The sequence below is a fragment of the Brevibacillus sp. Leaf182 genome, from assembly GCF_001423865.2.
In the GTDB taxonomy this organism is placed as follows: Bacteria; Bacillota; Bacilli; order Brevibacillales; family Brevibacillaceae; genus Brevibacillus; species Brevibacillus brevis_C.
Map to the genome: position 1 here is coordinate 218489 of NZ_LMPN02000018.1, position 20751 is coordinate 239239.

The 20751-nt window shown below is 50.0% G+C and carries 22 protein-coding genes; 1 reads left to right on the forward strand and 21 read right to left on the reverse strand.

Going from position 1 to position 20751, the window contains the following annotated elements; genetic code table 11:
* The first annotated feature begins 22 nt into the window (after positions 1-22).
* The gene (locus ASG16_RS08795) at positions 23-772 is read left to right on the forward strand and encodes a hypothetical protein (RefSeq protein ID WP_056492214.1); all 750 of its coding nucleotides are present in this window, start codon (positions 23-25) and stop codon (positions 770-772) included.
* A 497-nt stretch (positions 773-1269) separates the two neighbouring features.
* On the opposite strand, the gene ASG16_RS08800 is transcribed toward ASG16_RS08795, so the two are convergent.
* The 21 genes from ASG16_RS08800 to ASG16_RS08905 form a co-directional block, all read right to left on the reverse strand.
* A complete protein-coding gene (locus ASG16_RS08800; protein ID WP_056492217.1) occupies positions 1270-2184 on the reverse strand; it encodes a COX15/CtaA family protein in 915 nt (304 codons plus the stop codon).
* Between the two features lie 122 nt (positions 2185-2306).
* Complete coding sequence (gene cyoE / locus ASG16_RS08805) at positions 2307-3242, reverse strand: heme o synthase (RefSeq protein ID WP_056492220.1); 936 nt, start codon at positions 3240-3242, stop codon at positions 2307-2309.
* A 96-nt stretch (positions 3243-3338) separates the two neighbouring features.
* The gene (locus ASG16_RS08810; RefSeq protein WP_048034700.1) at positions 3339-3797 is read right to left on the reverse strand and encodes a DUF420 domain-containing protein; all 459 of its coding nucleotides are present in this window, start codon (positions 3795-3797) and stop codon (positions 3339-3341) included.
* A 43-nt stretch (positions 3798-3840) separates the two neighbouring features.
* The gene (locus tag ASG16_RS08815) at positions 3841-4713 is read right to left on the reverse strand and encodes a cytochrome c oxidase assembly protein (protein WP_056492223.1); all 873 of its coding nucleotides are present in this window, start codon (positions 4711-4713) and stop codon (positions 3841-3843) included.
* Between the two features lie 561 nt (positions 4714-5274).
* Complete coding sequence (locus ASG16_RS08825) at positions 5275-6717, reverse strand: NAD-dependent succinate-semialdehyde dehydrogenase (protein WP_056492229.1); 1443 nt, start codon at positions 6715-6717, stop codon at positions 5275-5277.
* Positions 6718-6741: 24 nt separating this feature from the next.
* Entirely contained in the window at positions 6742-7245 is a 504-nt protein-coding gene (paaD, locus tag ASG16_RS08830; RefSeq protein WP_056492232.1) for a 1,2-phenylacetyl-CoA epoxidase subunit PaaD, read from the reverse strand.
* Between the two features lie 17 nt (positions 7246-7262).
* A complete protein-coding gene (gene paaC, locus ASG16_RS08835; RefSeq protein WP_056492235.1) occupies positions 7263-8096 on the reverse strand; it encodes a 1,2-phenylacetyl-CoA epoxidase subunit PaaC in 834 nt (277 codons plus the stop codon).
* Positions 8097-8113: 17 nt separating this feature from the next.
* On the reverse strand, positions 8114-8446 hold the full coding sequence (gene paaB / locus ASG16_RS08840) for a 1,2-phenylacetyl-CoA epoxidase subunit PaaB (RefSeq protein WP_015893218.1): 333 nt from the start codon (positions 8444-8446) through the stop codon (positions 8114-8116).
* A 10-nt stretch (positions 8447-8456) separates the two neighbouring features.
* Complete coding sequence (gene paaA / locus ASG16_RS08845; protein ID WP_056492238.1) at positions 8457-9425, reverse strand: 1,2-phenylacetyl-CoA epoxidase subunit PaaA; 969 nt, start codon at positions 9423-9425, stop codon at positions 8457-8459.
* A 115-nt stretch (positions 9426-9540) separates the two neighbouring features.
* Positions 9541-10368, reverse strand: coding sequence for a methyl-accepting chemotaxis protein (locus ASG16_RS08850; RefSeq protein WP_056492241.1), 828 nt, complete (start codon positions 10366-10368; stop codon positions 9541-9543).
* Positions 10369-10452: 84 nt separating this feature from the next.
* The gene (locus tag ASG16_RS08855) at positions 10453-11640 is read right to left on the reverse strand and encodes an ABC transporter substrate-binding protein (protein WP_056492244.1); all 1188 of its coding nucleotides are present in this window, start codon (positions 11638-11640) and stop codon (positions 10453-10455) included.
* Between the two features lie 51 nt (positions 11641-11691).
* Complete coding sequence (locus ASG16_RS08860) at positions 11692-12435, reverse strand: ABC transporter ATP-binding protein (protein WP_056492247.1); 744 nt, start codon at positions 12433-12435, stop codon at positions 11692-11694.
* Between the two features lie 22 nt (positions 12436-12457).
* On the reverse strand, positions 12458-13219 hold the full coding sequence (locus ASG16_RS08865; RefSeq protein ID WP_056492250.1) for an ABC transporter ATP-binding protein: 762 nt from the start codon (positions 13217-13219) through the stop codon (positions 12458-12460).
* A complete protein-coding gene (locus ASG16_RS08870) occupies positions 13216-14244 on the reverse strand; it encodes a branched-chain amino acid ABC transporter permease (protein WP_056492253.1) in 1029 nt (342 codons plus the stop codon). The genes ASG16_RS08865 and ASG16_RS08870 overlap by 4 nt, the downstream gene beginning before the upstream one ends.
* Positions 14244-15122, reverse strand: coding sequence for a branched-chain amino acid ABC transporter permease (locus ASG16_RS08875; protein ID WP_048034711.1), 879 nt, complete (start codon positions 15120-15122; stop codon positions 14244-14246). The genes ASG16_RS08870 and ASG16_RS08875 overlap by 1 nt, the downstream gene beginning before the upstream one ends.
* A gap of 134 nt (positions 15123-15256) precedes the next feature.
* Complete coding sequence (gene paaX / locus ASG16_RS08880) at positions 15257-16084, reverse strand: phenylacetic acid degradation operon negative regulatory protein PaaX (protein ID WP_056492255.1); 828 nt, start codon at positions 16082-16084, stop codon at positions 15257-15259.
* Between the two features lie 169 nt (positions 16085-16253).
* Positions 16254-16679 (reverse strand): thioesterase family protein, encoded by a 426-nt coding sequence (locus tag ASG16_RS08885; protein WP_056492258.1) that lies wholly within the window; start codon positions 16677-16679, stop codon positions 16254-16256.
* 27 nt (positions 16680-16706) lie between these two features.
* Positions 16707-17906, reverse strand: a complete 1200-nt coding sequence (locus tag ASG16_RS08890; RefSeq protein ID WP_056492259.1) for a thiolase family protein — start codon at positions 17904-17906, stop codon at positions 16707-16709.
* A gap of 34 nt (positions 17907-17940) precedes the next feature.
* Positions 17941-19140: a thiolase family protein gene (locus tag ASG16_RS08895; protein WP_056492264.1), complete on the reverse strand. Its 1200-nt coding sequence runs from the start codon at positions 19138-19140 to the stop codon at positions 17941-17943.
* Positions 19137-19892: a 3-hydroxyacyl-CoA dehydrogenase family protein gene (locus ASG16_RS08900; protein WP_056492268.1), complete on the reverse strand. Its 756-nt coding sequence runs from the start codon at positions 19890-19892 to the stop codon at positions 19137-19139. Before ASG16_RS08900 ends, ASG16_RS08895 begins: the two co-directional genes overlap by 4 nt.
* Positions 19876-20733 carry a 3-hydroxyacyl-CoA dehydrogenase family protein gene (locus tag ASG16_RS08905; protein ID WP_056492271.1) on the reverse strand — a complete coding sequence of 286 codons (858 nt, stop codon included), beginning with the start codon at positions 20731-20733 and terminating at the stop codon, positions 19876-19878. The genes ASG16_RS08900 and ASG16_RS08905 overlap by 17 nt, the downstream gene beginning before the upstream one ends.
* Between the last annotated feature and the right edge of the window lie 18 nt (positions 20734-20751).

Consider the following 20751-nt stretch of genomic DNA (forward strand, 5'->3'; position numbering starts at 1 on the left):
CCCGGAAAGGAGCTTGTTACCGTTGCGTAATTCCCGCCTGTTGCTCACCCTGACAGTAGGACTTGCCGTCTCCAGTCTCGTCCTCACTGCCCCCTCTTCCCTTGCCTCCAGAGAGCCCACCAAGACCCAAGTAATGGATTGGATTAACAAGCAAGCCAAAAATCCAGTTGTTTCCGACTACTTTGATTTTCAACTCGTCAATCTGGATGATGATCCGGAACTAGAAATTGTCGCCAAGCATAATGGCAGCGTACATATCGGGAATTTTTACGTTTTGGATCAAAAGCCTGATCGTACGTATGCCCTCATCGCGGAAGAGGAATGGAATCCACCACGCCTGCAATTGGATCATTGGGACTATACGCGTGAAGTGAATCACTCCGAGATCGACAAAGACGACGACGCTGAACTGCGTTTGCTTGCAGAAAAACGAGTCTTTGAAACCGTCCATCATACTGGCGGATCAGGCATATGTATCTACGAGGTGAATCTATGGTATCTGGACAAAGGGCGTCTGGTCAAAGCATGGGAAGGGCTGCTGCGGGAAACGGTTTCCATACCAGGTGGTCAACTTTTCCGGACTGTTGGCAGTTATCAAATCCTTCATGACGACACTGAAAAACCTTTGCTCTACCACTGGCAAACACAGCAGGAGCTAAACCCGGATACAGGTGAACCACTTCCGGGCAAACTTGATACTTCTTTGCAAATGTATCGTTGGGAAAATGGTGTTTTTGTACCTTTGAATGTTGAAAAACCGTCTGGGCAATAGCCTGACGGTCTGTTTATTCGCTGTCCTCTATCGGTTGTGGTGGGGTCGAAGCCCTGCCACATGTTCTCTAGTCGCCTTTTTCCCCTCTGCGTTCGAGCGGTCTCCTTCCGAACATGTGACAGGACTTCCCAACGGCTGTGTATCTGAGCCGATGCTTTTACATCATTGTGAAAGTATGACAAGAAGCTTCTTGAATTTACTCACAAGATGTTTAATTAAAAGTCGCGTAGGAAGAAGTGCATTTCCAGTCCAAGCGCCTCTGGAGCCCTCCCCAGCTAAGAAATAAATGGCGGGGAATTTCAGCTTCACTTATGAGATCCTTCCTCGAAACTTCAACGTTTGAAGCGCTCCCGCCATTTATTTCTTAGCGGACAGTGAATCCCCCCTTGTGGGGCGTAGGCCGAAGCGCAGACTGGAAATGCACTTCTTCCCCCCACCACAGCCACATCAAATAAAACAAAGCTGCTCTCCACGAATCAGGAGCGCAGCTTTTCCTTTTATCTTCTCAGCTTTTCATTTGTCGGTGACTTCAATGTCTGCAAACACATGTAGCAAATGATCCCGAACAAAATCGTGATAATCATCGAGTGAGTCAGCGTAGCGTACAGGTGAAGCTTGTAAATAATCACGAAGCCGCCGCTGAACACCTGCGCGATGCAAAGAATAAAGCTCAGGATACTTGCACCGTACAAGTCACGCCGTTTTTCCTTGAAATGACGTATGCAGTAAATCATTGTCCCCAACAACAAGAATCCCAACACCAACGCAGCGATTCTGTGGGCAAAATGAATACCGGTCTGTCCGTACAACTCTGGGATGACCTGTCCTTGACACAGTGGCCAGTCACTGCATGCCATACTCGAACCCGTATGTCTGACATACGCTCCGAGATAAACAACAGCGTACGTATAAGTAGCGACGAACCACATCCAGTTGCGGAAGCCTTTTGAGACGGTCGTTTTCACCAAGCTTTGCGTTTTTTCCCGCTGATAAACGAATACACTCAACAAGAATACGCCTGAATAAGCAAGTAAGGAGAATCCGAAGTGCAGAGCCAAAACAGATGAGGACTGTGGCCAAATAACGGCAGAAGCACCGAGAATGGATTCCACTACGATGAAAAACAAACCAAAAATAGCGAGATTGCGAACTTCTTGGTTGCCTTTGTAATAGCGCCAGCAAAGTACAGAGAAAATCACGACAACAATACCGGCAACACCTGTAATCAGGCGATGAGAATATTCAATAATGGATGCCAATGTATATTCCGGAACCCATTTACCGTTGCACAGCGGCCAGTCATTTCCACAGCCGAGTGCTGAATCTGTCTTTGTAACAAGCGAACCGGCTACCATCACGATAAACATAATCAAGGTAGCAAGAAAAGCTAACGGCTTCAGCCATTTTTCCATAGTAATTCACCCTGTTTCTTGTGAGGATCAAACAACACCTCGTTCTATGTCCTCTTTTACGATAATGAAACATCCCCTGCTAAGCAAGGGATGTTCCGTGAACATTTAGTGAGTGTTTCGTGTCAATAATAGTTGACCATGGTACTAATGACGATCGCTGCACAAAACACGGTTAAATAAAGGATGGAAAAACCGAACAGTTTGCGTGCCCACGTGAGATCATCCTTGGTTTTGAACCCTTGGAAAAGCAGAATCATGTACACAATCCCCATCACGCCCATGATGAGTAAATACACATAGCCTAGGCTAGCATGGACAAACAGCAGCAAAGAAGCCGGGAACAACACTGAACCCCACAGCATCATTTGTCGCTTGGTCTCGGCAAAGCCTTTTACTACCGGTAGCATCGGCAGATTTCCTGCACGGTATTCTTCTGTTTTCAGCATGGCCAACGCCAAAAAATGGGGAGGCTGCCACAAGAACAAAACCAGGAACAACAGCCAAGCAGTCATGTCCATGGTGCCTGTTACCGCTACCCACCCAATCACCGGAGGAGCTGCACCTGAAATACCGCCAATCACCGTATTGAGAGTGGTCACTCGTTTCAGCGGCGTGTAAATCAGCACATAAAAAATGTGACCGATCAATCCCCAAACCGCCGCCAAGGGATTCGCATAGACAGCCAACACAGTAACCCCTGCCAACAGCAGGCCAATCCCTAAAAGGATCGCGTTACGCGCAGAAATTCTTCCGGTCGCTACCGCACGATTTTGCGTCCGCTTCATTTTTTTGTCCAGATCACGGTCGTAGAAATTGTTTAAAGCTGCACCCGACATAATGACCAAAGCGGTTCCTAGCATGGTGAATAGAGCCAGTTTCCAGTTCGGATAACCGTAGGACGCTAACCATAAAGCAGCAAAAGTGGTCATCAAGTTTGACAGGGTAATGCCAGGCTTCGTCAGTTGTACGTAATCCCGAAAGGTAGCTGGCCCTACCGGCTGTGTCTGCAAAGAAGCATCGGCATCAAGTGATTCCTGCACGGTCATTTGCTGGTCCACGTTTTGTACCTCCTGTTTCCTTCTATCTGAACATCCGAATCATGACTGGATAAACGACCTACATTGTATCCATTGCCCCAAAAACTACGAAAACGATTACTTACCAAAAATTACATCCAGCACGCCAGATGTTTCGCCCCCTGGATAAATCCAGTACAGCAGCAGATAAACCGCGGCTCCCGTAATCGAGGTGACAAACCACACAATGGAAGTCCAAGGACCGATCTTACGATGAGAAGCATAGTTTTTCGTGTAAGCGTATCTGAGTGTAATCAGACCCATCACACCGCCGACCGTTGCCAGGATGATGTGGAAGAACAAGAATGTCTGATAGATAGGCTTGATGCTGTCTGGCCCGCCAAAATGCGTGTTTCCGATAAACGCCGTTCTGGAAACATACGTGATAAAGAAGATCGTGGCACAGATCGCAGCCCATTTCATAATCTTCATATGCTTTTCTACTTGCTTTTTCGCAATGGCATACCAGCCAATCGCAACGAGAATTCCGCTAATGACAATAAAAGCCGTACTTACCGTAGGCAATATGAGCCCCATTTTTCCACCTCATTCAACAAGCGTTTCTACTGTTCGCGCGTATTTAAAAAGTCGGCTTTTCAGCACCGAAAGATTGATCCATCGGCATGTCGTCCTGCTTCTCTGCCTTGTACCAATGGTAGAAGACATAGGCCAGCACGCAACCGTAAACAAGCTCCTGAACAAGCTTCATAATGATTCCGCCAAGACGCTGATCGTTAAAAGCGTCGAGGCTCTGGAATAGCTGTGGAGCAGCTATATACGTAGCGTACAGCGGTTCCGAGGCAAAAATAATCAGCGCACAGGCTGGCGTTATCAAGACACCGTTTGCAAAAACGTACGATAGTTTTTTCAATCCGGCCAGTTGTCGCTTGTTATCAGACAACGGACTCACAATTGGCCACCACATCGCAAATGCAGCAATCACGAGAATGACATGATAAAACGTCATCCACTCATGGTTGATCGCAACGGCATCAAAAATAAACGGAACATGGTAAAACGAAAACAGTGAGTTGAACAACAGCGCTGCCACTAACGGATGTGTCAAAGAGTTCAGGATGAACGTTAGCGCTTTCGGACGAAAAATCTTGGCCAAAAGCCATTCAGGCATTGCCAGAAGCATAAGCGGCGGCAGGGCAAAGTACAAGATCGATTGTTGGAGCATGTGCAAACTAAACATGTAATGATGGCCGTAATAACTGATAGGGCTTCCTTGTGCGGCGTAAAACAACACGATTGCCAACACAAAAAGCAATCTTTGCTTGCCAGTCGCCGGTGTAGCGTTTTCAAAACGTTTATGCATAGGACCTGTTACGAGAAAGTAGACAGTCGTCACGAGCAACGACAAAAGCATCACATCTGGACTCCATAAATCCGAGAAGGTTGCTGATCCGGCAGCCGGTGACATCTCGTGCATTTGATGTTCATTTCCCATGTTTATATCCTCCCTTCCAAATGTAAAATCTTGGACGATACCTCGCTCGCTGGCGTCGTCATATGTACGTTTTGTGTCAATATGAAATACCAATTTTTATCTATTAAATGTTGCCCTTGATCCAATCTCCATTATACCGTTGATTCCCTTTTTCTTTGTAGACAAAAATGAACAAAGTGTTGAACAATACCATTCACAAAATAGACATATTAAAAGAGAAGACCTCTTTTTGTTTGAGTCAACATAGTGGAGGAGAAGAAAAAGCACAGTTCTCTTCGACTATGACACGCCCGCAAGGAGGATTCACTGGCCGTCTCCACTTCAAAAAGGGGACCGTCGAGCCAAAGCCACCCTACGGGCGGAGGTTTCTCAAGGAAGAAGTGTTCGACAAGCGTGGTCTCCTTTTTGAAGTTCCGACTGGGTAGGCGTTGTCAAGGTCTACGAGCCCTGTGCTTTTTCTTCTCACCTGCGCTATTGGTTCATCCGTTCCCTTTTAAAAGCTTTCCTATATGAAAATAAAAAGAGTCCAGATCTTGTCTGAACTCTTCCTCTCTTCTTATCTTACAGTCCAAAGGAAACGAACTTCGTCTCCAAGTACTCATCCATTCCGTAGCGGCCACCCTCACGGCCGATTCCACTTTCCTTGAAACCGCCAAACGGCGCTTGTGTCTGGGTAGGCGATCCGTCATTGATCCCAACGATTCCATATTCGAGGAGCTCAGCCATGCGGAAGCAACGCTGATTATCTCGAGTGTACACATAAGCAGCCAAGCCGTACCGCGTGTCGTTTGCCATCTGTACGACATCTGCTTCCTCTGTAAAACGCACGAGTGGAACGACAGGACCGAACGTTTCCTCAAAGGAGATTTTCATATCCGATGTAACACCAGCAAGCAAGGTCGGTTCGCAATAGAAGCCCTTCGCATAATCACCTTCAACCAGACGATTTCCGCCGTATACCACTTGCCCGCCTTTGTCCTTGGCGTCCTCGATATGCTCGAGCACCTTGTTCAGGGCACGCTCGTTCACCAGTGGACCGATCTCTGTCTCTTTCTGGCGACCATCCCCTACCTTCGCACGCTTCAGACGCTCTACCAGCTTTTCTGTGAACGCGTCTGCGACATCCTCGTGGACGTACAGACGGTTCGTGCAGATGCACATTTGACCGGAGTTACGGAACTTGCTCTCAAACAGACCTTTTACGGCTGCATCCAGATCAGCATCCGGGAATACGATGAACGGCGCGTGACCACCAAGCTCCATGCTGACGCGCTTCACTTGCTTTGCCGCGCCCTCCATCAGCAGCTTGCCGACACGAGTGGAGCCTGTAAATCCGATTTTGGAGAGCTTCGGATTGTCGATGAACTCCTTCCCAATCGATTCAGGATTTCCAATGACGAGGTTTACGACGCCTTTTGGAAAGCCAGCCTGCTCAATCAGCTCAAACATGCGAATCGCAGACAGCGGCGTGCTTTCTGCTGGCTTTAAAACCACCGTGCAACCGGCAGCCAATGCCGGAGCGATCTTACGTGCAACCATGTTCACCGGGAAGTTCCACGGGGTGATCGCCCCTACCACCCCTACAGGTTGACGCAGCACCATGATGCGCTTGTTCGCAACCGAGGATGGAATCGTTTCTCCGTTGACTCGCTTGGCTTCTTCTGCGTACCAGACAAAGTTATCAGCGGCACCCAGCACTTCGCCTTTTGCCTCGCCCAAAGGCTTACCCATCTCAGCAGAAATGATGCCCGCCAGTTCGTCCCGATTGTTTTTCACCAGCTCAGACAAGTTGTACAAATATTTGGCGCGCTCGCGAGCGGTCAGTCGAGACCAGCTTGCGAATGCCTGATGAGCAGCGTCGATAGCCTTGTTAGCATCGCGACCATCACCGAAGGTTACTGTTCCGACTGCTTCCCCTGTAGCAGGATTCGTAATCTGAATGGACTCACCGCTCTCGGCAGTTACCCATTCTCCATTAATAAACATTTGCTTGTACTCTCCCATGACATTCGCTCCTCTCAATCTCTCTCAATAGATTGGTTTTAGGGCCTCAAACGGATTCTTGCAATGCCGGCAATACAAGATACTTCGACAAGCAGCAGGGCCAAACAGATTCTCAATTTGTGTATATGGGGAATCACAGTAGGGACAGGCTACCTCCCACGTATCCCCCGGTTTGAAGTCAAGCGGTGGCGGCGCGATGCCAAAGCTTTTCAGCTTATCGCGAGCATCCAAGGCGATACGATCAGATGTCCAGGCTGGATCATAGACGAACGTTACCTGAACCTGATTGATTCCTTCTGCCTCCACCAGCTTTTCTGTGATGTTCTTCTTCATGATCTCGAGTGCCGGACAGCCGACAAAGGTAGGGAGCACCTCGACGTTTACGATGTCTGCCTCGATACGCACTTTGTGAATCATCCCCATCTCCACCATGCTGATCACCGGAATTTCGGGATCCGTTACTTGCTGCAGCAGTTCCCAGCATGTCGCTTCAAGCCCTTCATGCAGTTGCAGTTCTTCTTGCGCCATGAGAGAATCACTCCTTTTTACCAGCCTGCAGCCGGATCAATGCGATACACTTCAGACAAGGTAGCCAAAGCTTGCACCAGATCAGCAGTATGTTCACCGTGACGGCCGCGCTCTTGTGGCACTCCTGGCTCACCCGGCCAGTCGAGTCCTGCTTTTTCGAAAATGTCTTTGGTCAATGTCAGCCATTTTTGTTTCAGTTGCTCTTCTTCTGCAATCAGGCCAAATTGAACGATATCACTCTGGTTTGGTCCAAGCTGAGGCAGCTCCCCGGCATCCTTCCAAACTTCTCCAATGGCTGCCTCCAGCCTCTGACGCGCATCAGCCGTACTGTTCGCCAATTGCTTCAACCAAACTTGCCAGTGCATCAGATGATAGCGATGCTCTGTCATCATTTTGCGGCTGACCAGCGCAAGTGGTGCGTATGACGACTGCGTAAGAGCCTCCAAACGAACCTGCTTGTATAAGCCGTACACATAGCTGCGAGCAATCGCATAAGCCCAATCGTAATGAGGATGATCGTTGTAATCGCCGTCGCCGTTTTTACGCTCTACCAAGATCGCATTGGAAAACACCTTCGCCTCGCGTAGCTGTGCGAGATCGTCTGCTTTGCCTACTCCTAGTTGCTCAAGCATTTCATAGAACATCACGGCATGGCCCATCATGTCCTGAGACATTGATGAAAACGCCACATCTTCTTCAATATGCGGAGCAAGCCCCAGCCATTCCGATCCACGATAAGCCAATATAAAATCGTCATCAGCAAGCTGGAACAACAGGTCGGTCAAGGCTTTTGCAAATGACGGGTTTTGATTTGCTGCTTCTACTGTTTCTACATGTAAACGGTCGCCCATGATTGTATCCCTCCTGCTTAACTGCCGTTGCCTGCATGCTTCTGTTTTTCTTCGTACTGCTCACGATGGTGGCGCCACCTTGACTGCAAGTCGCCGTATCCTTTGGTCTCCCGATAGCTCTTGTTGTCGAGTCTTTCCAGGAAAGGACGCTCCTCTGGCGGAAGTCCAAAAATATCGTCGCGCTTGACTACCCACAAATTAAAACAAGGCTCACGGCGCAAGAAATTCTCTCTCGCCATGCTCAATGCGACTTCTTTATTAGGTGCCAACAAACTGAACTGTTGGACGAACGGAGCATTTACGCTTTTTTGGCTGAATACTTCGTATATGAAAAAGTTTTCGTTGCTCATCCACATTCACCTACCCTACTTGTCGGCCGTACGACATAATCGCATCGCGCACCCATTTGGTTTCCTCATAAGACATTACCCGAAGATTCAGACGGTGAGCGGAGCGTGGTCCGTTCCCTTTGACGATTTGCTTGAACTCTTCCCAGTCAGGCTGTTGGTAGACCCATTTGTCTTCTGCCTCGTCGAAGTAAATCGTATCGTCTGGAACTGTGCAGCCGAGGTGGAAAATACGCGGCAAGTACTTTTTCAGGAATACTTGGCGCAATTCCTCATTGGTCTGTGTACGAATCTTGTAGCGCATGTTGGCTTCCTGATTGCTCGTAATGTTGCCGTTTTCCGGCGGTCCGAAAAACATCAAGAGCGCGGGCCACCAACGTTGGATGGCATCTTGCAGCATTTGGCGCTGTTCATCAGTGCCTTCTGCCAACTCCAAGACGATGCTCTCTCCGTGCTGGGCGTGGAACTTTTCTTCCGCACAGATCCGATGCAGAGCGCGGGCGTAAGGTGCATAAGATGTATCAAGGGACATCGATTGCGTAATAATAGCCGCTCCGTCAACCAGCCAGCCAATCACACCAGCATCAGCCCAGGTAGGGGCTTCCATGTGGAATACATTGTGAAATTTCAGTCTCTTTGTAAACAAATCATTCATGATATCCTCGCGCGTCTTGCCTAATGGCTCAAGCAAGTCTTCTGCGACGCGAAGCAGCAATTGACCATGCCCCATCTCGTCCTGGACCTTGGCCATAATCGCCAGCTTTCTGCGCAGTGTCGGCGCCTTTGGTACCCATTCTTTTTCCGGTAAAGCACCCATGATCTCACTGATGCCATGCATCGAAATCAGCTTGATCAACTGGTTGCGATAGTCGTCTGGCATCCAATCGTCTGCCTCTATTTTTTCCCCGCGATCGATTCTCGCTAAAAACGCTTCCAACTTTTCGTTTTCAGTCAGATCGGCATGTTCGAGCCTCATTTGCATGGAGAACGCCCTCCTTTTATCAGATATGCATTATGATAAAATTATAATACGTTTTTATAACGCAATAATAACATATCGTCATGCGTTTTTGCAATACGCTTACATGGAGACTCTCCTATTCTCCGTGCCCAGTTATATCTGCTGCCTTTTTCAATTGCTCAGCCATATGCCGCAGCTCTTGCATGACTGCATCCAGTTCCTGTATTCGCGTCGACTGTTGTACGCTGTGATTCATCGTCTTCTCCATTTCACCAGTAACCGTTCCGACGAGTGCATTCATTTCATCCAACAGTTGGAAAATGCCCTTCGCTGAAGTAGCCGTCGTCTGGGAAAGCTGACGGATTTCCTCTGCGACCACGGAAAAGCCGCGACCAGCAGCACCTGCACGTGCCGCTTCAAGGACGGCATTCAATCCAAGGACATTCGAGCGTGTTGAGATATTGCGAATCAATTCGTTGATCTGAGTCGTCTCTGTAATTTTCAGCCCTAATTGACCGGCTGCATCACTCAGCGTGTGGCTAGCTTGTGCCAAATGGTCCGCATCCTTTGCCAGACTTTCTGTGTGCTGTGCGATATTTTCCAGCGCGTCCGTCAAATTTTGAGCCAAGCCGTGCAAGCGATCCTCTTGATCGGTCGTCACGCCTGTCGCCAAGCAACCGACTACTTGTCCGTTTTCAACAAGCGGATAACCGACTGCGATATAAGGAATGCCGTAGAGCTCTTTGGAAATCTTCTTCACTACCCGCTTGCCCTCTTTTACCGCCGTCGCATTAATACTCCCCGGGCGCAATTCGTCTCCTACTCGAATCCCCAGGTTCAAGCCTTGTGCTGGATAGTAGGCGAGAAACTTCTCTTTGTCGGTGACTCCTACCATACATTCGGACAAAAATGCCTTTTGTAAAATCGGTGCAACCATTAAGACGCTATTCAGCAATTGAGACATGCATGATCCCCCTACCCTTGTGATGAAAACAACGATTCCCCCCGCATTCTTCTTCAGTACGCGGAGGGAACTCACTTCTTTTACTTATTTAACGAGCTGGAACTTTCCATCCTTCACTTCAACCATGATCATACTGTCTTCTGTCAGACCGTTATGATCATCAGCCGTGAACTTAAATTCTCCGGTTACCCCTACGTATTTCACCTTTTCCAATACTTCGCCCAGTTTGGATGTGTCGCCGCCTGCTTGCTTCAACCCTTCCACGAGCAAATTCAAGCCGTCGTACCCGTATCCCGCGAAGCCGTCTGGCTGTGCATTGTAGGCAGCTTGATAGCCATCCACGAATTTTTTGATGATGGCAGATTGCGGATCATCCGCCGCTACTTGTTCAGGGATGAGCAGTTTTCCAGCTACCATCAAGACACCCTCGCCAGCGTCTCCAATCAATTCGAGGAATTTGCTGTTCGCAGAGCCATGGCTGCTAATGATCGGAATAGTGAGGTTCAATTGCTTGGCTTCCTTCACAATCGTAGCGGGCCCTGGGTTCGTACCTGCCACAATCAACGCCTGCGCATCAGTCCCTTTGATCTTGGTCAATTGGGAGCTCATGGACGGATCTTTTGTACCGTATTTTTCTTCCGCTACAATCGTGATGCCATATTCAGGCGCATATTTTTGCAATTGCGTCGTCCAGCCACTTCCGTATGGATTGCTGTCATTGAGCGTAGCAATTTTCGTTATGCCTTTTTCCTTCAAATATTTGAAGATCCGCTTCGTTCCGTGTACGTCCGTGTGCGGTGTTTTGTAGATGCCTGCACGAACTGGATTGGTGATTTGGTCTGCCGCTGCCATCGAGATCAGCGGGAGCTTTTCTGCTGCGGCATATTCAGCCATCCCGAGAGATGGACCACTGCCTGAGGAACCGAGTACAGCTACGACCTTTTCTTTCGAAGCGAGCTTTTTGATTGCTTTTACCGCTTCCGTATTGTCGGACTTGTCGTCTTCAAAAATGACTTCCAACGGTCGGCCATCCACTCCGCCTGCTCCGTTTATTTCTTTTACCAACAGCTCTACCGCTTGCTTCTCCGGTACGCCGAGCGGACTGTTCGGACCAGTCAGCGAGAAAATAGCGCCGACCTTGATCGGGTCCTTGCTGGCACCACCAGTGCCTGACTCTGCTGCTGGCGTAGCGCCGCCTCCACAGGCGCTCAAGAATACGAGTGAAGCGACTGCTGCTGGAAATAGCCATTTTTTGAATGCTTGTTTTTTCATGGGTGTACCCCCTCATGTATGTGGTTGATCTTGATCAAACTACTATGTTGGCTACACTGCTTCGTGGGAGCTTCCCAAATAAGCAGACTGTACACGCGGGTCATTGCTAATCTCGTCTGCCTTCCCTTCCAGCATGACAGCTCCCGTACTGAGTACGTAAGCCCGGTCGGAAATAGCGAGAGCTGCGCGAGCATTTTGCTCGACCAACAGCACCGTAGTGCCCCACTCCGAGCGAATCTCCTGCACAATCGTCAGGATTTCTTTGGCAATCAGTGGAGCCAATCCTAGCGAAGGCTCGTCCAACAAGAGAAGCTGCGGTCGGGACAAGAGCGCCCTGCCAATGGCGAGCATCTGCTGTTGCCCTCCGGAAAGCGTTCCCCCGAGCTGCCATTTCCGCTCTGCCAAAATCGGAAAACGTTCGTACACCGTCTCCATTTCTTTGGCAATTTCCTTTTTGCTGGTCTTGGGTATCCGATGCGAAGCACCCAGCCACAAATTGTCCTCCACGGTCAGCGTCGAAAAAATTTGTCTGCGCTCCGGTACATGCGCCATCCCCCGGGGTACCACCAACTCCGCAGGGACACGCGTAATGTCCGCGTCACGAAACCAAATCTTCCCTTCCTTTTCGCCGTGCAGACCGCAGATACAGTTCAAAAGCGTCGTTTTTCCTGCCCCATTTGCGCCTAACAGGGAGACGATCTCGCCTTCGTTCACTTGCAAAGTAATGCCGTGCAGCACTTCTACCGGACCGTAGCGAGCCGTGATGTTGTCTACTGTAAGGACTGCCTTCCCCATCATGTTCCACCTCTTTCGCGCTTCATTCTGCACCCAGATACGCCGCAATCACTCGCGGGTTCTCCTGAATCTCACGCGGGGTTCCTTCTGCGATTTTTGATCCTTGATCCAATACTACGATGCGGTCTGCAATCGTCATGATCATGTCCATGTCATGCTCCACTAGCAAAATAGCCGTTCCATTGTCGCGAATCTCGCAAAACATGCGGCTCATCTCCGCCGTCTCGGTATGATTCAGACCCGCAGCAGGCTCATCCAACAAGAGCAGCCGCGGCTTGGCTACCATTGCGCGGGCAATCTCCATCAGCCGCAGCTTCCCGTACGGCAGGCTCCCAGCCAGCGAGGACACTTCCTTTGCGAGTCCTACATTCTCTATCCACGTCTGTGCCTGCTCCTGCATCAACTTCTCTTCCTTACGGGACTTTGCCAGATTCATGCCACAGGAAAAGATACTTGCGCTTGTCTTGGTATGCATGCCAACCATGACATTTTCCAAAACGGTCATATCGTCAAAGGTCTGGAGGTTTTGAAAGGTTCGCGTGATGCCCAATCCGGCATATTCATAGCCTTGCACACGTGTCAATGGCTGGCTGCTGAAGCGAATCTCTCCTTCCGAAGGCGGGATCACACCCGACACCATGTTGAGTACGGTGCTTTTCCCAGCGCCATTCGGGCCGATCAGCGCGAGAATCTCTCCTTCCCGCACCTGAAAATCTACTTGATTCACTGCCCGTACGCCGCCAAAATCACGAGAGAGCTTTTGCACATCCAAAAGTGTTGTCATGTTGCAGCCTTCCTTTCCACCTGCTGCTTTCGCTGTGCTTCGTCAGCCATGGACTTCGCCTTTTTCGCCTGCCCTTTTTCGAAAGCAGCCCGGATGCGCGGAACCAATCCTTCTGGCATGAACATAACGATCAGCACGAGAATCGCACCGAATACAATCGTGTCCACATCCCCCTGCAAGCCAGGCACCACTTCACTCAGGAGGACCAGCGCTTCACTGATAAAGCCAATCAGGATCGTCCCGATCAAAGCGCCCCAGATGCTTGTCATCCCGCCGATGACGACCATCGTAAGAAACTTGATTGACTCGTGCAGTCCGAACGGCTGCGGATCGAGAATTCCCATGTAGTGGGCGTATAATCCGCCGGAAATACCAGCGAACATGCCACTTACCACAAAAGCATTCAGCTTGAACTTGCGGACATCAATTCCCATCGAGGTCGCGGCAATCTCACTTTTGTGAATCGCCCGAAACGCTCTGCCGACGCGTGAGTTCAAGAGATTAAGGGAGAAGAGCAGCACACAGGTGACGACTCCCCAAATTAGAAAGTACATAGATAGCTCGCTTCCACCGAAGAAAGTCATCTGTGGAATGCTGATCATCCCGTTTGCTCCCCCGGTGACCGACTCCCATTCCGTAATTCCGATCTGCACGATGTAGCCAAATGCGAGTGTCGCCATCGCGAGGTAGTAGCCTTGCAGCCCCGCGATCGCCCGCCCGAGGATAAAGGCGAATAACCCTGGAACAATCGCAGCAGCTATGAGGCCGATAAATGGCGGAAGACCGTACTTCGTCGTCAATACTGCCGACGTATAGGCACCTATCCCCCAAAACGCTGCTTGTCCCAGCGAAATTTGTCCCGCCAGCCCCATTACGAGGCATAGCCCAATGGTTACGATTGCTTGAAGACCGATAATAATTCCGACAGAACGATAGTATTCATCTGGCATTACGAATGGGAAAAGAATCATCAAAAACAGGTAGATTCCTATGCTTTTGCCCCACTTATCGATGATCTGCTTCATCATAGCCCTCCTTTTCCAACGCTGCGTTCTCCAAAGATGCCGGATGGCTTAATTAACAGCATTCCGATCAACACCAGAAAGGCGATCGCGTCCTTCATACCGGAGCTGATGTAGCCAGCTCCCAGCGACTCGACGATCCCGAGTAAAAAGGCGGCTACGGCTGCACCCAATGGATTTCCCAGTCCGCCAAGAATCGCTGCGGAAAAGCCTTTGATTCCGAGCAGTACGCCAACATCGTAGGACGTTACGGAAAGCGGCGCGATCACGATTCCTGCAATCGCTCCTGTCGCTCCACTGATCGCGAAGGCGAGCATACTCATCTTTGTCGGGCTAATCCCCATCAGGCGAGCTGCCATCGGGTTGACCGAACAGGCGTTAATTTTTTTGCCGAGAATCGTCTTGTCCATCAAGTACCAAAGTAAAAAAAGAATGATAAGAACAGCAGCCAAAATCCAGATACTTTGTTGGGCGATCATCACGCCGCCGATCGAGATCGGCTCATTGCTCGTAATCGGTTCGAGTGCAAACGCATCTTTTCCCCAAATAAAGCTGGCAATGCCGCGAATGAGTGTGGAAATTCCTATCGTCAAAATAATCAAACTAATTGGATTAGCCTTTTTGACGTAAGCGATTACATATTTCTGCATCAAAACACCGATCAAGGTGACCATGAGGATCGCGAGCAATGCCGCCAACCCATATGGAAGATTCATGCCAATCAAAGCGACTGTGACCATTCCGCCCAGCATCAAAAATTCACCCTGCGCCAGATTAATCACCTTGCTTACGTTGTAAATCGTGATGAAACCAACCGCTACGATCGCGTAAATCCCGCCACTGACGAGGCCGTTTGCAACGTACTGCAGCAATTCCGTCATATTCGTGCTGTACCCCCTTTGTTTCGCGTCCACCAAACTACACCCAAGTAAAACGCTTACATTTTAAATAATGGAAAACTAATTGATTGAAAAAGACCCTAGACGTGCTAGGGCCTTTCCTTCGCAGCTTTCGCCTATGCAGATGGCGCAGCTTCATACACGGTCTCGAAGAATCGTACTGCCCCTGGATTCAATAACTGGTAGTAATTTTGGAACAACTGATCCGCCTCTTTGCCCAACCACAGCTCTGGCAACAATTCCTGCGGCAAATCAGGATCGATGAACAAGAACTTGCGGTATTGGTGGACGAGCTTTGTCTTTTCCACGAAGCAATGGCTGTCTGGAACCTCTTCCCCATTGCTAAGTTTGGCAGCAAGCTGCTCGTATTCTTCTCGGTAGGTATCGATGAAGGCCTTGTATTTTTCATTGATTTCATCGATATCCCAGCATTTCTGTACGAGCTGCTTCGGATTGCTCCAGCCCATATGCTCTGATGTAAAAATCTCCACATACTCTGTAATCTCGTGCGCTTCCGTCAGGTCCTTCACGCGATCACTGAGGTTATTCGGGCTGATCCATGTGCTGGTCGTCAGCATCCCGAAGCCCATCCAGCCCAGTTCCTTCCGCAGTTGATCACGCAGCGCTCGACGCTCCTCTGGGATGTTGTAGCTGGCAATGCACCACTTGCCGTCCCACACATCTGTCTCGACCTTATAAATACGTGCCGCTGCCTCTTCCAGCCGCTTTTTGCCGCGCTCGGATACCGAGTAGAAGCTGCGGTTCCCTACTTTTCGCGATTCCAGCCAGCCTTGGCGAAGCATCCGGGAGATGGCTGCACGAACAGCCGGCTCCGACAGTCCGAATTCCCCCATCAGCTTGGTCAGACTACCAATCCAGATTTCGCTTCCATAATGGCGGACGTATTCACCGTAAATTGTAAAAAGCATGGATTGTGGCTTCACGTTTCTTCTACCCCCAAATCGATTCATACCTATTAGCTGTGTGAAATTGTACCATATTCTGTAGGAAGTGCGTGAATCGATCGAGAGTATATGACGATAAAATCGTATAACGTAATTTAAACGTAATTATAGTAAAACATTTTAAAAGAGTCAATTTATTCTGTCATATTTATTTATTCCCATTTACTTCCTGCTCGATCTCCGCTTGCAAGACCTCAAAACGCCGCTTGATCTCGTCCTTTTTGAAGATAGCCTGGACGAACGTCCCGAGTCCTACACGATTACGCGTAGTGTCCGCCGTAACCTCGCACACTACGCGTTTTTCGGTAACCTGCACACAGGTAGCCCGGAACGTGACCTCCTGACCAATCACGGCTGGGCCGACATGCTTGATGTCTACAGCAAATCCCGAGCCCTCCTCATCGGCTTCCAGGAATGGTAAAATGACGCGTCTTCCTGCCCATTCCATGTAATAAATCATACTGACGGTCGACATCACGGGATGCACGACTTGGCCCTCAAAAACAGGCAGCATGTCCTTTGTCACCGTCACAGTAAATTCTTCCGTCGTACCCGGCTGGAGTCTATCTATCAAGAGTACCTGCCTCCCTATCTGCCCAAGCTACACACGCTCTATAATCGTCGCAATCCCCTGTCCAACTCCAATGCACATCGCTGCCAACCCGTATCGGGCATCACGACGCTCCATTTCATACATCAGAGTAGTCAGGATACGCGCACCGCTACATCCGAGCGGATGGCCCAAAGCAATCGCTCCGCCATTTACGTTGACCAGATCAGGGTTGATCCCTAGCTCACGTACACTCGCTACTGCCTGCGCCGCAAAAGCCTCGTTGAATTCGAACAGATCAATTTGCGTAAGTGACAAGCCTGCCTGCTTCAGCACTTTGCGTGTAGCAGGTACAGGTCCAATTCCCATCACGGAAGGATCGACACCGGCCACTGCGGATGCAACGATTCTTGCACGAGGCTTCAAGCCGGCTGCAAGAGCTGCTTCCTGTTCCATGATAAGCAGAGCGCATGCTCCATCGTTTAGACCGCTGGAATTGCCTGCTGTGACGCTGCCATCTGCTTGGAATACTGGTTTCAGCTTTTGCAGCTGTTCGATAGTCGTCTCCGGACGTGCATGCTCATCGTGTTCAAACAGCGTAACCTCGCCTTTGCGCCCTTTCAGCTCTACGGGAACGATCTCTGCCTCCCACTTTCCTTCTGCCAAGGCACGGGCGTAATTATGCTGACTGCGCAAAGCAAACTCATCCTGTGCTTCACGGCTAATGCCGTATTGCTCCGCTACCTTTTCCGCTGTTTCCCCCAAGCTGATCGGCGGATACATCTCTTTCATTTTTTCGTTAACCAAGCGCCAGCCCAACGTCGTATCGACCAACTGCTGATTGCCGCGCTGAAAAGCCGTGCCAGGCTTCATCATCACCAGCGGAGAGCGTGTCATACTTTCTGTCCCGCCCGCAATATAGACGTGACCTGCTCCGGCTTTGATTGCATTCGCGCTTTGGTTCACAGCCTCCAGACCTGAGCCGCACAGGCGGTTCACTGTCACTCCCGGCACCTCGACAGGCAATCCCGCCAACAGAAGTGACATACGCGCGACATTGCGGTTATCCTCCCCAGCCTGATTGGCACAGCCCATAATGACATCATCAATCGTCTTCGGATCGATGGAGTTGCGTTCCAGCAATTTTTGAATCACCAATGCGCCCAGGTCATCCGGGCGCACATCCTTCAACGCACCACCAATACGACCGATTGGCGTGCGTACAGCATCTATGATGACAGGTGTACTCATTCTTCCACTCCTCCCATGCACGAGGGCTTTTTTTCTATAGCGCTTCTACTAACGTGGCCAATCCTTGACCGCCGCCTATGCACAACGAAACAATTCCGTATTTCTTTTGGCGACGTCTCAGCTCGAAAAGAATCGTACCTGTCAGTCGGGCACCGCTCATGCCGAGTGGATGACCCAACGCGATTGCGCCACCGTTTACATTGGTTTTCAAAGGGTCCAGTCCCAGCTCGCGCATGCAGGCGAGTGACTGGGAAGCAAAAGCTTCATTTAACTCAAACAAGTCGATTTGCTCTACGGTCATGTTCGTCTCTGCGAGCAGCTTGCGGATCGCAGAGACCGGACCAATGCCCATAATGCGTGGATCAACACCAGCACTGACGAAATGAACAATGCGCCCCAGAGGAGCGACGCCTGTTTTTTGCAGCATTTCTTCATTCATCAAGAGCAAGGCTGCTGCGCCATCATTGATACCGGAGGAGTTGCCTGCTGTGACGCTACCATCTTTTCGGAAGGCAGGTCGCAACTTGGACAATGACTCCACACTGGTATCTCTTCTTGGGAATTCATCCGTATCAAACAGCGTTTCTTCCCCTTTTTTCCCTTTTAACGTGACTGGAATGATCTCATCGCGGAACAGACCTGCATCTATCGCGTTGATAGCCCGAGACTGACTTTCTGCCGCAAAACGATCCTGATCTTCACGACTGATGCCGAATTGCTCCGCCACGTTTTCCGCTGTATCTCCCATGGTCAGATCACCATACAGCGATACAGGGGCAGAACGAGGTCCTCCAAAAGACTCGACCAGCGTCTGTCCGCCGCGTTGATACGGCTGCTCGAATTTTTCCATGATGTACGGTGAACGAGTCAAATTCTCTACACCGCCCGCCAGCATGACCTGACTATGTCCTGCCTGGATGGACTGCGCAGCCAAATTGACTGCCTCTAGCCCGGATGCACACACCCGATTCACAGTCAGACCAGGTATGGTGTCAGGAAGCCCTGCTTTTAACAAACCAACGCGTGCAATGTTAATAAACGGTCCTGCCGATATGACGTTACCCATGATGACCCCATCAACAATCTCACCGGATTGTCCTGCCTTCGCAAGCGCTCCATTCAAGACAATGGCTGTCAGGTCGTCGATGGGGGTGTTCTTCAGACTTCCGCCCAGCTTTCCGATTGGTGTACGTACTGCTGCTGCTACGTACACCTCCTTGTTAGTCAAGCTCATGCCTCTACACCCACTTTGTCCTCGTACGTGTAAAAGCCTTGCCCACTGCGTACGCCGACACGCCCTGCCAGCACCAGCTTGCGTAATAGCGGCGCAGTACGATAACGCTCCTCGGCCAGATCGCGCTGCAAGCCTCTCGATATCGCAAAAATCTCATCCAAACCGATGCGATCTGCCCATTCGAGAGGGCCGTATGGGTAGTTGGTGCCTTTTTTCATCGCGATATCGATATCGGTAGCGGTTGCTGCTTTTTCCATCAGGGTAAAGGCAGCCTCGTTGATAATGAGCGTTAAAATGCGCGGGAATACGAGACCTACCTCGTCGTTTACGGTTTCCGTCTCTTTCCCGAGCGACTGAAAGAAGTCTTCCGTTGCTTGAATCGTATCCAGCTCCGTTTGCAGGGCGGGGGCAATCTCGATCAGCTCCCGTTCAACCAAGGGCACGAGCGTTCCAAATCCGCAAACGCGTTCAGGATGCTGTGTCCATGACGCTACCTCTGTCGCTGTAATTGCGAGCGAAGTCGTGATGATCGGTACGTTTGGTGGCAATAGATCATCCAGCTCGCGCATCTGCCTCTTTTTCGCCTGCAAATCGACGCTATTTACTTCCACAGCCAATTCAACCAACTCAGGTTCCGCCATCGCTTCTGCAAGCGTAAGCACCTGGTAGCCTCTTTCCATCATCAAATGATTCAACTCTGCGTACAACGGGCTTGTGCCCACGAGCAATACAGCCTTATTTGTTGTAGTCATAGAAGCCTTCCCCCGTCTTTCTGCCCAAGCTACCGGATTGAACCATTTGTTGCTGAATCCGGCTAGGCTTAAATCGTCCTTCATGGAAGAAGTCAGTATAGACCGATTTGGTGGTGGCAAAATTGATGTCGATGCCAATCATGTCTTGAAGCTCAAACGGTCCCATTTTGAATCCACCCGCCAGCTTCATAATGCGGTCAATCTGCTCCACACCTGCCACATGATCGCCCAGAATACGCAATGCTTCATTATAGTAAGGCCGCGCGATTCGATTGACGATAAAGCCAGGGGTATCCGTCACGAGAACAGGTACCTTGCCCAACTCTTGCGCAAATCGATACGCCACCTCCACATTTTCCTCACTCGATTTTTTCCCACGAATAACCTCAACCAACGGCATGACGGGTGCCGGATTGAAAAAATGAAATCCGAGAATGCGCTCGGGATGCGAAAGCCCCCCTGCAATCTCCGTAATCGAGATAGAGGAAGTATTCGTTAGTAAAAGGGCATCCTCTCTGCAAATCCCAGAAAGCTGGCTGAAAATGCTTTTTTTCAAATCAAGACGCTCTGGCACCGCTTCGATGACGATATTGCAGTCTGCCAACTGCTCTATTTCCGATACGAGATGGACCAGTTCTAGCGTCTCTGTCATTTCTTGTTCACTGATTTTGTTTTTCTCCACATCTTTTGTCAGGATCGATTCCAAATAGACAAGCGCTTTGTCCAGCACCGCCTGATTTGCATCCAGCAGCATGACCTGATGTCCTTTGCGAGCACAGACGAGAGCGATCCCCGCTCCCATTGTTCCCGCCCCGATGACGCCTACTATTTTTATACTCACTTGGGCTTGCCTCCCTTC

Excerpts from the sequence above, each read along its gene's own strand:
- ASG16_RS08800 (WP_056492217.1), bottom strand. The coding sequence starts at position 2,184 with ATGGAAAAATGGCTGAAGCCGTTAGCTTTTCTTGCTACCTTGATTATG.
- ASG16_RS08810 (WP_048034700.1), bottom strand. The coding sequence starts at position 3,797 with ATGGGGCTCATATTGCCTACGGTAAGTACGGCTTTTATTGTCATTAGC.
- ASG16_RS08815 (WP_056492223.1), bottom strand. The coding sequence starts at position 4,713 with ATGGGAAATGAACATCAAATGCACGAGATGTCACCGGCTGCCGGATCA.
- ASG16_RS08825 (WP_056492229.1), bottom strand. The coding sequence starts at position 6,717 with ATGGGAGAGTACAAGCAAATGTTTATTAATGGAGAATGGGTAACTGCC.
- paaD (WP_056492232.1), bottom strand. The coding sequence starts at position 7,245 with ATGGCGCAAGAAGAACTGCAACTGCATGAAGGGCTTGAAGCGACATGC.
- paaC (WP_056492235.1), bottom strand. The coding sequence starts at position 8,096 with ATGGGCGACCGTTTACATGTAGAAACAGTAGAAGCAGCAAATCAAAAC.
- paaB (WP_015893218.1), bottom strand. The coding sequence starts at position 8,446 with ATGAGCAACGAAAACTTTTTCATATACGAAGTATTCAGCCAAAAAAGC.
- paaA (WP_056492238.1), bottom strand. The coding sequence starts at position 9,425 with ATGCAAATGAGGCTCGAACATGCCGATCTGACTGAAAACGAAAAGTTG.
- ASG16_RS08850 (WP_056492241.1), bottom strand. The coding sequence starts at position 10,368 with ATGTCTCAATTGCTGAATAGCGTCTTAATGGTTGCACCGATTTTACAA.
- ASG16_RS08855 (WP_056492244.1), bottom strand. The coding sequence starts at position 11,640 with ATGAAAAAACAAGCATTCAAAAAATGGCTATTTCCAGCAGCAGTCGCT.
- ASG16_RS08860 (WP_056492247.1), bottom strand. The coding sequence starts at position 12,435 with ATGGGGAAGGCAGTCCTTACAGTAGACAACATCACGGCTCGCTACGGT.
- ASG16_RS08865 (WP_056492250.1), bottom strand. The coding sequence starts at position 13,219 with ATGACAACACTTTTGGATGTGCAAAAGCTCTCTCGTGATTTTGGCGGC.
- ASG16_RS08870 (WP_056492253.1), bottom strand. The coding sequence starts at position 14,244 with ATGAAGCAGATCATCGATAAGTGGGGCAAAAGCATAGGAATCTACCTG.
- ASG16_RS08875 (WP_048034711.1), bottom strand. The coding sequence starts at position 15,122 with ATGACGGAATTGCTGCAGTACGTTGCAAACGGCCTCGTCAGTGGCGGG.
- ASG16_RS08890 (WP_056492259.1), bottom strand. The coding sequence starts at position 17,906 with ATGAGTACACCTGTCATCATAGATGCTGTACGCACGCCAATCGGTCGT.
- ASG16_RS08895 (WP_056492264.1), bottom strand. The coding sequence starts at position 19,140 with ATGAGCTTGACTAACAAGGAGGTGTACGTAGCAGCAGCAGTACGTACA.
- ASG16_RS08900 (WP_056492268.1), bottom strand. The coding sequence starts at position 19,892 with ATGACTACAACAAATAAGGCTGTATTGCTCGTGGGCACAAGCCCGTTG.